Source organism: Ruegeria sp. HKCCD7251 (assembly GCF_013031165.1).
In the GTDB taxonomy this organism is placed as follows: domain Bacteria; phylum Pseudomonadota; class Alphaproteobacteria; order Rhodobacterales; family Rhodobacteraceae; genus Ruegeria.
In genome coordinates this window covers 226,334-237,041 of the sequence record NZ_WPZC01000005.1, presented here as the reverse complement: position 1 = coordinate 237,041, position 10,708 = coordinate 226,334, and the positions used below count along the sequence as shown (strand labels likewise).

The following is a 10,708-nucleotide window of genomic DNA, read 5'->3' as shown; positions in this document are numbered from 1 at the left end:
GAGTGCAAATGATCGCAAAAACAACTGAGCTGAATACGCGCATTTTTGACAACCTTAAAGTGACTGAGCATGTTGAAGTCCAATGTTATTATGTGGTTCGCATGTGTGAACCTGACGCTACTCGAATGTATTGATGGGTGATGTTTTTAAGAAACACAGTGAACAGAACGCAGATTTACTTAATACGCCGCACATACGACGGCGCTCAATTACACAACCCGGCTTTTCAACAAGTTAGAGTAGAGAACTAGTAGGACAATCCTCACAATTCCGGTTGCTCAAAAACATAAAGCCGCGATTTCTTGGCATCGTCTGTCAGGACATAGAGAAGCCCTTTGGTCTCATCGAGAGCGATTCCTTCGGGATGTTTAACTTCCTTTTGTTTGCCATCTTCTGTGAACGTCAAACTGATAGACTTTACGGACTTGGACTCTGGATTGTAGACGAAGATTTGACGGCCTTTGTCACTTACAATCCAAAGAGAACGTGAGGACGGGGACCATGCTAGGCCGCTCAAATCCAGTTCATCATCATCTACACGCTCGGAGATAAAACCTGCATCGCGGGCTAAAGGAATGATCTCAACAATTTCGTCTAGCGCTGGTGATACGACCATTAACAACCTTGGTTGTCCTTCAATGCCAATGAAGACCCGCCCCGATTCCGGGTCAAAAGCGATACCTTCGGGTCCCTTGTTTAATGGGTTGCCGACGAGTAATTCAGCGGCGGCTGAGTAACCTTTAAGAGATGTGAGAGGTATTGTTGTCAATTGAATGGGTTCGGTTGGGTGAATGACTAGAATTGATCGGTCAGTTTCCTGAAGCACCAAAATAGACCCGTCTTTTCGTGATGCGACGCCCTCCAGATCTGATCCCGCCAATGATGGCAGCTTGAAAGAGTTTCCTACTGCCCCGTCGATTCCAAGTAGGTGCAGTTTAGGTTCAGCGTCGCTTACTGACCATAAGAAGCCTTCGGCGTTGGACAGAGACAATCCGGAAGGCTCCGAGAAGCCTTCCGATTTGTCCGCCACCTTGAATGAGTCGATGAGAGTCAAACCTGGACTCTCGGCGTAGGCGAGCTCGATCCATGCCAGAAATGCAACAGTAGCGCTTGCAAAAGAAGCCAGTGTTCCAAGCTTGGGGAAGCACCGTGAAAACCCAAGTTCCGACCGAAGCAGCTTGTGTTCTGACATTGGATTTTCTCGCGCTTGGACCACATCCCTGTATCAGCGTTCGTATCACAGTCCGGATGCGATGTCCGAAGAATGCACAGTAATCTCTTTACCTGATCCCGCCTGTTGCGATTGAATTGAATAGGGCACGATGTGCTTTTGTTAAGCGTAACCCTTTGGCTTGAGCAGGAAGGAAGACAAGTTGAATACGACCCTCACATTTGTGACCGTGTTGTTGATGCTGCTGTTGCCAGGTGCTGCGGTGTCACAAGTCGACCCTGCGACGATGCTGGCCGGGGCTTCGGGGTCGGAAATTGTTATCGAACGCCGATGGACGCAGTTTCGCGGCAAACAGGAACTGTATTTCTTTACTCTCGATGTGATCGTCACGATCATTCTGGCTGGCTTGATCGTCTATCATCCGGTGAGACGTAAAGCCCGTAGAAGCGTCCGCGACATAGTTATGCCAAGGCTTTTCTTCCTGTATGCGCTTATCGGCATGGCGGTTGGTTTTCTGGTGGTTCAGCACGGGTCAATGATCGGTTTTGTCATATTTGGAATCGGAGCGTTGCTCAGGTTCCGCTCCAATCTCGATGATCCGGTGGACACTGTCGAAATGATAATCGTGACTGTTCTTGGTCTTGCGGTCGGTTTGGGCTTGCCGCTGATGGCCACACTAGTGGCGGTTGTTTGTTGGTGTTTCATTTGGCTCGGAGGGCGAAACAAGGGTGTGGAAATTTCGCTCAAAGCTTCGGACGAAGAGCACTCATTGAAAGTCACCGGAGCCATTGAAGCCATGGCCACAGAAGCTGGCTGGAAGCTGGTCAGAAAACACCACGTCCCCGGAAAATCTCGGGTTTCATTGCTTTTCATCACCTCAGGTGGACTTTCAGAAGCCCGAATAGAAGAGATGATAAACGATCTGGTCCCTGATAAAGTTGAGCTGAAACTCAACCTCTAGTCATTTCACAAGGTCTAAGCGTTTCAACACCGCATTCGGGGATCTGATCTCTTTCGGGAGCGACTTGAAGTTTACCGACCTTTCGAAGTCAGGGCCTCGATATACTGCTATCCCAAACTCTCCGTTCGGCTGGAACGTAACATGAGTGAAGCTGTGAGGTGATCTGGCGCTATCGCCAATAAGCCGCCGCGGACCACCTCCCAAACAAGCTTGAGAGACATAAGCCACACCATCTTTCCAACCGGGGTAGAAGGCATGATGGTGGCCTGACAGATGCAGAACGACACCGCTTTCCAAATAGATTTTTTCAAGTGTTGGGTCACCGATGATTTCGCGTTCGCGCTGGATCGCGAACGGCCAAAGTGGGAGGTGACTGAAAGTGACAATCGGGTCCCCGTCTGCACCCAGTTCCTGTAGCCGGTCCTGCTGATCACCGGATAGCGGGCCCAGGGTCGTTGCATCCAGAGACGCAAACGTGATGCCCTGCATCTCAAATGCGTAGAAGAACGGGTAGTCATCTGAAACCAGGAAATCGACGTCTGGTTTTCTCGGTGTCCATTCCTCTGCGTATATTTTTCTTTCACGCTCGAACCCACGGTAAGCGGAGGCATCATGGTTCCCAGGCGTGACCGCAAATGGAATGCCGGCAGCCTCTAAAGGATCTGATACGGCCTCGTGAAACGCCTTCCACATCTCCCTGACCTGTTTGTCGGACAAGTTGGGAATGCGCTGTCCCGCAACCATATCTCCGGTCGAAATAACCAGATCTGGATCAATCTCGATTATGCGCTCAATCGCTTTGTCGACGCGGGCATCGTATCTTACCGAACCATAGCTTCCGTTCAGATCCGATATGACGATAACATCCAATGCCGCCGCTTTGCAGGCGAGCAGAGCGGTCCAAATGAACACCGCAAAAAGAGCAGAACACCTACGGGTCATAACAGTCCACAGCCTCTACCTCGGTGTCGTTTCTCAAAAAGAATGCGATAGGATCCAAGTCGAACATCAATTCGCTATTTGAACAATTGTCCTGGAGGATGGATGTTGCCAGCGCAGTATTTTTGACAACTTGTGCAATCTGACTGTCTGACAACCCAAAGCTTTGCGACAACCAGCCGTAGACGGGACCTTGAGATTGAAGGTCATTATTCAATGCAACCAAGCGCCGATATGTGCTTGGAGAGAAGTGGCGAATTTTCTCCAGCATTTGAGTAGATTTTGCGAAGTTGGCGTATTCGACACGCCCACCAGCATCGTTGTCGTTTAGATTGCTGCGACGGATCAATAATGCGTCGTCGGGAACGTCTCCATCGTTTGGCTCATGGTGCTTGGCTTTCTTATGCTTCAGCTTTCCGTCTTCGACCCAATACCAATAGGGAGTGAAGTCTATGTTTCCTACGCGGTCCTGCTGGCTAAAGATGAAATCGAGGAGAACAATCTCGGTAAGTTCTTGCATCCAAAATGCCATCTGTTGGTCGCTGACATCGGGACCGAGATCCTTGTTGATCATCCGGTCTCTTCGACCTTCTCCGACGCCCTCTACAATGGCCTCTGGCAAGGGTTTTGAAGAACGCAAAGCCAAGAAAGCAGGAGTTTCCTGAAAATCGCGGTTCTGACCTTTCCCCCAACCAGATTTACGGGTGCCGTTGATTTCCGAGCCGTATCGATGCCCAGGGCTATCAAGCAGCACACCGTATATTTGCGTTCGATCTGCGGTGAACAGATCGTCGGTCGGTTGGTATGAGTCCGGGTCCGCATCTGCGGCTGCGAAGACCCGCCAGCCTTCATGGTTCATGCGCCCGCCGTGAGAGCCACCAGAAATCGCAAGACCAGGCTCGGCGACCTCGGAAAAATGCGTCTGGGCGTCCATGCTTCGCCAAACGGCGACTGGAACTTTTACAGTCGCGTCGAAATATCTGGAGAAATGATAGTAAAGCAGTGAAGACGTGGAAAAGGTTCCACTGGTGCCTTTCTGGTTCATGGTGGACTTGAATTTAGCCGCCCTGTCCTTAGCCAGATCTTTTGCCGCCTTCCCTTCCTTGCAAGCGTTTCTCTCGAATTCAGAACGGTTCCCCACGTAAGGTCCTTCCGAAATATCGTAGACTGCCATTCCTGGGCTGGTGCTCCAGGTTTTTGGGCAAATAGCAATTTCGGAGGCATAGAAATCGATCTCGCAATAGGCCGTTTCTTCCTCAAGATCGCTTTTCTTATACTCGCCCGTTGGAACTTTTTCGATCCGAATGCAGCGTTCAGTAACGCCGTTGGGACTATCAAATGTCGTGGCTTCACCGAGAACATCGTCGTTCGCCCACAAGACAGTGGGTGCAATTAAAGCAAGTGACCCCAGAAGATTGAACTTCATTTGGATAGTCCTCCCAATATCATTTGGGGCAAATCGCTGCCTGTTGCTCGTTGGAGATCTTCAATTTTGGGTCGACACTGAAGTTGGAAAATTTTGAGTCAATCCACTGGTCGCACCCGCCTGAACAAGGGGCTCCGTTTCGGGCATCATTCCAATATTTCTTGGCCCTTTCTTCTGTCCAACCGCAAAACTGAACGAGCGCCATCGCCGACAATGCACCTGAGGAATGAACGCCCCACATGCAGTGCACCAGAACAGGGCCCTTTCCAGGGTTTTTAATCACCTCGTGTATGGACGCCATGACAGCATCGGGTCGGGAGGATCTGGCGCTCTGATAGTCAAAGGATCCGTTTCCGCAGCTGGTGCGACCGTATTCAGTGTTTTTGCCGAAGTCGGCATAAAACCCTGTTGAAAACCCTTCACCGCACAGAGTTTCGCGTTGACCGTCACTTAGGCCTGTTCGATCCTTGTCGCCGCCCTTGAAACCGGATCGATACAGCACTCCGCTTAAGACTGGACGAAAGAAAGCGACACCATCAACGCCTCCGTCACCACCCTTTGACAGCATTTGACTGTTACTTGGACCGCCATTTCGACTGGTCACGTCAGAATTCGCAGCGGTTGCGAGAACACCAATGAATATGAGGGACGCCAAAAACCGCATGCCAACTCCTTTCTATTCTTAAACCTTTGATGCTCAAACTCTTGCGACCTAATAGTCTCTCGGAAAGGCTAGTTCACGACAACCATATCAAGTGGGCAGTTAGCTTTCCGCTGTGAAACTTTAGATGGGCCACACCAGATTGATGATAACGACGACTACGAAGTAGGCTAGAACAACTTTCCAGTTCCATTGGTGCTTGTTTTCTTCATTGATTACGCCGGCGTATTTTAATGCCAGGTTAGTGATTACTAGAGCGGCAATGATGACCGCCGCATGTGCCAGGTCGAATTGCAAGTTTGGGCTCCTTCTCTTGGATTTGGGATTGATGGAATTTTGTCAGCAGTCACTTGATGGCAGCATAGCTACATCTGAGTACCTTCCCTCGGATGTCGTGATCCGAGCACATGCACCAGTATCCTTGTTAAACCAGTACGAGGTCAGACCTTCGCTTCGGATGAGCTCAAATCCGAGCCTCTGGATGCCCATTTCAGCTTGGCCCGCTCTTGCCCCTTCAAATGACGAAAGATCGCTAGCGCTGCCTACAGTTGGTGCACTTGCATCCACCGATCCGTCACTCTCGTCGCATGCTGCAAGCGCAGTAATACACGCCGTGCCGATCACAAATAAGAACTTGGGTTTCATCTGTTTTTCCTAGCTTCTTTGGGAATACATTTCGGGGTTTCTGGTTGATCACCTATTCAATTCCGAAAATTACGTTGTAGCCGACGGAAGAGTTGCTGCGATTGATAACCTCCACAACATGATCACCAGATTGCCAAAGCTGCCCTCGATACTCCTTGTCCGCCGACATTAATCCCAACAGTTCAGAACCATCGGGGTTACGAATAACGTAGTCTAAGGAGCCATTTCGCGGAGCAACGCGGACGTAAAGAAACTGTTCGTTTTTTGCCCCGAGAAAATATTGCTGTGACGCTCCTGGCGCGAGTTCACCAACGAGTTCGGCGCCGGTGGAACCAGCATCGAATTTGACACGTTGGCTACCAGTAGACCCGGCGGCGCCTGCCATGGCTCCACCGCCATCATCCATCGCTTCGACAACCGACATCTCGCCGATGCTACCATCCTTGTACGCGATGCAGCGCCAAAGTGTTCCGCCTGCATCTCGTAGCATGACGAGCGTACCAGCTTCCGAGAACTGAGAGCTTTCAATCGTTCCGGATTGACCGTCTGGTCCACCAACCTGCCGCAAATGGTCGATACACGCGTCGTCGGCTTCTGATATTGCAAAAGCAGCTGTGCCCGCGATTGCGAACATGGGTGTGAGGAGCTTGAGTAAAACGAGTTTCATCAGATGGTTCCCTGTTGGCTTGTCCTTAGAGTTTTGTTCCGTGCAAAGCGAAACCTCACTTCGCGTCTCTTAACTTTGACAGAAATTCATCGCATGCCTGTGCGCTGCCGACGATCTCGCCCGTCGTTTCAATTCCTTGCAGTGACGCCATTTCGGAATTTACGCGGTTGAGGATCTGATCCGCTTGCTCGGCGGTGATCAGGTTCTCGGCTTGTGCTCCTTTCAATGTTGTGCAGACACCGGCGGACAAGCCTGTCGCAACGCCAACACCCACCGCGGCCCCGCCACCCAAGGTCATAGCCCCAACCACGCCGAGGACGAGCCCGATCACAACACCCAAGATCACTTTTCCCATGTTTTCCTCCCTATTGGTGAGAAAGAGTTCAGTCTTCACTATTGGCGCAAACTGCGTGCCCATCTACAAATCAAGACCAGCGCTAACAGGTTGAGCACAGGCGCAGTCGCCGCGAACCACGGCTTGGCGGACTCCGAAATTAAGTCCGCTACAAGTATCCAAGGCAATCCCAACGGTAGAAGGAACACTCCGGACAAAGGGTCTCGTTCCTGTCCCAACCAGCCAAATGTGCCCGTCAAAAATGCAACCATCGCCAACAGGTACAGGACCGCGAATACGATGATGGTGGTTCTACAAAGCAAGTCGAGCCTCAGCAGATCAAGCCAGTGCTGCGCAGCCGTTTTCAGCTACGCAGCAGACAGGTCACAATGCGCCTTCGTCGCCTAGGAACTCGATTCCAGCTGTTGCGCCATCACTGTAGGCAATGCAATTCCAAGGAGCACGATCCTCGCCTACGCCGACTGTGACCTGTGTTCCCGCCTCGCTAAACGCGGATGAGAGCACCACGACTTGCGAATTGTTGGTCGTGTTGGCTACATCTCGTAAACACGCCTGCTGAGCCGGCGTGAGTTCGGCGGACGCACTTGATGTACTCGTATCGTCGCAGGCCGCAAGCAGTGCGAAACATGTCGCGCCCGCAATCATCACCATCTTGTTGGTCATCTTCTTCTCCCTCTGGTTCCCTTGAAATTAGTGAAATTGGATGCGCTTGTTTGAAGCTCTCACTTCAGTGCAGCCAATAGAACATACCTCGATCCTGTGACTACCATTCCAAAACTTGCCGCGGGGGGCTTGGTCGGTGGAACGATATTTCGTTGACTATCTGGGTCGCCAATAACGCGTGATGGCCGCATGACGTCGCTGGCGAGAGCTAGAGCGAGCTTTGGAGAGAGGGCGAGTACGTTAAGTCTGAGCATCGCGTCCTCCCAGCGCTCAATCATTGTAAAGTGCCTTCCGACCGCCAGCACTCACTCTAGCAGTCGGAAGGGCCCGACAAATCGGGCGACAGCGACAACAACGGAGGTAAAATAAAGCTGTGTCGAATTCGCATGTTTGAATCTAGTTTTTAAAAAATCAACATTTTTTCCGCGCGCAAAATTCTTTACGCTCTCGTGCGATAGGCCTTTGCTTTCAAAAAAAGGTAGGTGCGAGCACCCGTGGTTGCGAGTGTGTTCTCCTGAGCGGCGAAGCGATTTGAGGCCGCATGGAAACTAAGAAAGGAGTGAAATATGGGATTCGGTGAAGCCGTCAAAACGTGTTTCTCGAAATACTTCCAGTTTTCCGGGCGGGCGATACGTTCAGAATACTGGTGGTTCTTCTTGTTTGTAGTTCTCGTGAGTGCCGCTTTAGCTGTGCTGGATACGATCATATTCGGGACCAACCCCGAAACAGGGCAGGGATCTCGGGTTCTGTCCTCTGTTTTCCAACTGGCCGTTCTCATACCTATGCTGGCCGCCGGTTGGCGGAGGCTGCATGATACAGGACGACCTGGCTGGTATTTGCTGCTGCCGATGGCGCTCAGCATTTCAACGCTCTTTGTTATGCTGGGTGGGGTGGCGTTTTTCTCGGTATTGGAGCAAGGGACCGAAAACCCCGATGCATTGCGAGGACCAGCGGCAGTCCTGGGTGTGACTGGTATTGTTGTTGTCTCAATCCTTCAATTGGTTCTGTCCGTCCTGATGATCTGGTGGCTGACACGACCTTCTCAAGAAGGCGCAAACGAATACGGCGAACCTGTTTACTGATCTGGCTGTCCGGGCAATTGGCTGGAACTTCTGCTGAACGACAGTGCGAACCGTAACTCAATGGGGAGAAAAAATGAGCTTAAAAACCATTTCCATTGGAATGCTACTGATGGCAGGAGCGACCACAGCATCAGCGGAGTGGTCGTTCAACTCCGGGCCTAATCCCAATGCATTTATTCAGACAGGAAACATGACGCTGGAACTTCAGTGTGACCGTATCCGCTTTGCACCGGCTGGATATGAGGACAGCCAGGACATTGTGGAGAAGCAAGGGCTCTCCATTCGTTTCTTGAAGAACGGCACCACCGAAGTTGGGGCATTTCAGGTTGGCGCAGAAAACGCTGCCGTGCAGATCGTCGACAATTATCCTGTCGAGGTTAGTTTCAATAGCCAGCAGGACTATGGTTTTGTACTAGACCAGCTTGCGGCCAATGCATCGGTTAATCTGTCGATGATTGATCAAGATGTCAGCTACGGAATTTTTGACTTGAAAGGTTCCAGCGCAGCAATTCGGTCCCTTCGTTCTGAGTGCGATTCAGAAGTTGGCCAAGAGACCTCTTACGAAGCGCCCGAAGGCATCGTCTATTGTGGTGGCGGAGCGAAAAAACGCGTGATCGAACCCGTAATTTTGGACAACCCGGACGGAGAGTGGGACGCGCGAGTAGCGGTTAACGGCGAGTCGATCAGAGCCATGACGGCCTACAGTTACTTCGGGAACTCTGAGCCGCCCGCTGGATTTGTCGTCGCCCTGCTTGGGGAAGACAGGTCCGAGTTTCTGATTTTTAGCGACGGCTCGGCAAACTGGCTGGAATATGGGGACTACAGGTATGATCAGTGCAATTGATACCTCCTTCCAACCAGCTTCCCAAATAGCGCGTCAGATGAAATGTTTGGTCGCCGGGATTGTGCTTGCTTCGGGCCTTGTTTGGACCTCACCAGCTGTTGCGGCTGATGTTTCGCAACTTCCGCCCGGTTTGCAGGCGAAGGTTGATCTGGCGGCACGAGCCTGCGCTGAGTTCAACAACGGTCAGTTTGACATAGCCTGGGGCGCGGTTGAAAGGGTCGATCTCGACGGAAATCTACAACACGACTGGGTTCTGAATGAGTCTGGTTTCGCGTGTTCAAGCGCCGCATCTCTTTACTGCGGTACTGGCGGATGCATGTCGCACTTCTTGATTGAAGAGGAGGTTCACTCCTTGCTCAATCGAGGCTGGACGGTCGTTGACTTCGGGCGTAAACGCATTGTCCTTGCAGATGTCCACGGAACCAATTGTGACGGAATAAACCCGACGCCTTGCGCAATAGCCAGTGTTTGGGATGCGGAAGCTAAGACGTGGCGCTCGTCTGCTGGCGATTGGGAGTAGACTTGAATCGGTGTGAGCATTAGAGCTCGCGAACTTACCATTCCGCGCGATACACCGGACGCAGCTTTATCTTCAAACAAACTCCGCTGTTGGCAGAAATGGTATTCGCCACGGGGATCGCACTTCGCGGGCTCTTAGGGAGTAGCGAGCAATTTTCTTTACGTGGACGATCTTTGAAAAAAGCCCCAGATTACGCGGGCGCCTCGCGAGAAAATAAGTGACGGGCTGAAGGGGTGCCAGGGGGTGGGTCAAAACCGCTGCGTTTCATTTGACGCAAGGCCTGCAAGCGACAAACCGTTGCGGACACCGATCCGCGACATCAGCAGTCTCGATCGCCAGATCGCGGGGCTCAGTGTCGTAAGCCTCTGAAATTTTGAACCCATGCGCTTCCAATCGTGCGGCAAGCATGTTCGCGCCTGCACACGGCTCCGAGATTTGTTCCTTCGGATCCAAATACGGCACTAGCCTGTCGGTCACGGACTCGGGCGTATCAACTTTGTCAGCCTTAATCAGTGTGTGGCCACGTTTGCTCATGCTGCACCACGCGGTGGAACAACATGTCGCTCACGAAAGGCATCAAGGCTTTCACGCGTCACTCGGCGAGCTCGCGGGCCAACCTTGTAAGAAACCAGCTCACCGCGGCGGATAAGATCCCAAATTGTGCGATCCGAGACTGCGATCTCGGCCGCGGCGTCAGCGATTCTAAGGTCAGGCTCGCGTTCCATAGTTACTCCCCCAATGCGCACTTGCGCGTAGATGGGAGCGAAGATCACT

General features: G+C 51.8%; 13 protein-coding genes. 4 read left to right on the top strand and 9 right to left on the bottom strand.

All coding sequences use genetic code 11. The annotated features are described in order from the left end of the window. Positions 1 to 262 precede the first annotated feature (262 nt). Positions 263 to 1,192, bottom strand: a complete 930-nt coding sequence (locus GOX75_RS14665) for an SdiA-regulated domain-containing protein (RefSeq protein ID WP_170793944.1) — start codon at positions 1,190 to 1,192, stop codon at positions 263 to 265. A 181-nt stretch (positions 1,193 to 1,373) separates the two neighbouring features. Between GOX75_RS14665 and GOX75_RS14660 the strand changes: the two genes are divergently transcribed. Continuing rightward, a complete protein-coding gene (locus tag GOX75_RS14660; RefSeq protein WP_170793942.1) occupies positions 1,374 to 2,132 on the top strand; it encodes a hypothetical protein in 759 nt (252 codons plus the stop codon). Here GOX75_RS14660 and GOX75_RS14655 read toward each other — a convergent pair whose 3' ends face one another. The 7 genes from GOX75_RS14655 to GOX75_RS14625 form a co-directional block, all read right to left on the bottom strand. Next, positions 2,133 to 3,074, bottom strand: coding sequence for a metallophosphoesterase (locus GOX75_RS14655; RefSeq protein WP_171124272.1), 942 nt, complete (start codon positions 3,072 to 3,074; stop codon positions 2,133 to 2,135). It abuts the gene before it with no gap. After that, positions 3,064 to 4,497, bottom strand: coding sequence for a hypothetical protein (locus GOX75_RS14650; protein ID WP_171124270.1), 1,434 nt, complete (start codon positions 4,495 to 4,497; stop codon positions 3,064 to 3,066). The genes GOX75_RS14655 and GOX75_RS14650 overlap by 11 nt, the downstream gene beginning before the upstream one ends. 19 nt (positions 4,498 to 4,516) lie before the next feature. Next, positions 4,517 to 5,161, bottom strand: a complete 645-nt coding sequence (locus GOX75_RS14645; protein ID WP_171124268.1) for a hypothetical protein — start codon at positions 5,159 to 5,161, stop codon at positions 4,517 to 4,519. Between the two features lie 120 nt (positions 5,162 to 5,281). After that, a complete protein-coding gene (locus tag GOX75_RS14640; RefSeq protein ID WP_170712387.1) occupies positions 5,282 to 5,455 on the bottom strand; it encodes a hypothetical protein in 174 nt (57 codons plus the stop codon). Between the two features lie 400 nt (positions 5,456 to 5,855). Continuing rightward, on the bottom strand, positions 5,856 to 6,470 hold the full coding sequence (locus GOX75_RS14635; protein ID WP_170712384.1) for a hypothetical protein: 615 nt from the start codon (positions 6,468 to 6,470) through the stop codon (positions 5,856 to 5,858). Positions 6,471 to 6,525: 55 nt separating this feature from the next. Then, entirely contained in the window at positions 6,526 to 6,888 is a 363-nt protein-coding gene (locus GOX75_RS14630; protein WP_170712383.1) for a hypothetical protein, read from the bottom strand. Between the two features lie 300 nt (positions 6,889 to 7,188). Continuing rightward, positions 7,189 to 7,488, bottom strand: coding sequence for a hypothetical protein (locus GOX75_RS14625; protein WP_113790467.1), 300 nt, complete (start codon positions 7,486 to 7,488; stop codon positions 7,189 to 7,191). Positions 7,489 to 8,054: 566 nt separating this feature from the next. Here GOX75_RS14625 and GOX75_RS14620 point away from each other — a divergent pair. From GOX75_RS14620 to GOX75_RS14610, 3 genes are all read left to right on the top strand, one after another. Then, complete coding sequence (locus GOX75_RS14620; protein ID WP_170793930.1) at positions 8,055 to 8,570, top strand: DUF805 domain-containing protein; 516 nt, start codon at positions 8,055 to 8,057, stop codon at positions 8,568 to 8,570. Positions 8,571 to 8,643: 73 nt separating this feature from the next. Further along, on the top strand, positions 8,644 to 9,414 hold the full coding sequence (locus GOX75_RS14615) for a hypothetical protein (protein WP_171124266.1): 771 nt from the start codon (positions 8,644 to 8,646) through the stop codon (positions 9,412 to 9,414). Then, the gene (locus GOX75_RS14610) at positions 9,398 to 9,934 is read left to right on the top strand and encodes a hypothetical protein (protein ID WP_171124265.1); all 537 of its coding nucleotides are present in this window, start codon (positions 9,398 to 9,400) and stop codon (positions 9,932 to 9,934) included. The genes GOX75_RS14615 and GOX75_RS14610 overlap by 17 nt, the downstream gene beginning before the upstream one ends. 530 nt (positions 9,935 to 10,464) lie before the next feature. On the opposite strand, the gene GOX75_RS20605 is transcribed toward GOX75_RS14610, so the two are convergent. Beyond that, positions 10,465 to 10,659: a helix-turn-helix domain-containing protein gene (locus tag GOX75_RS20605; protein WP_170355731.1), complete on the bottom strand. Its 195-nt coding sequence runs from the start codon at positions 10,657 to 10,659 to the stop codon at positions 10,465 to 10,467. Between the last annotated feature and the right edge of the window lie 49 nt (positions 10,660 to 10,708).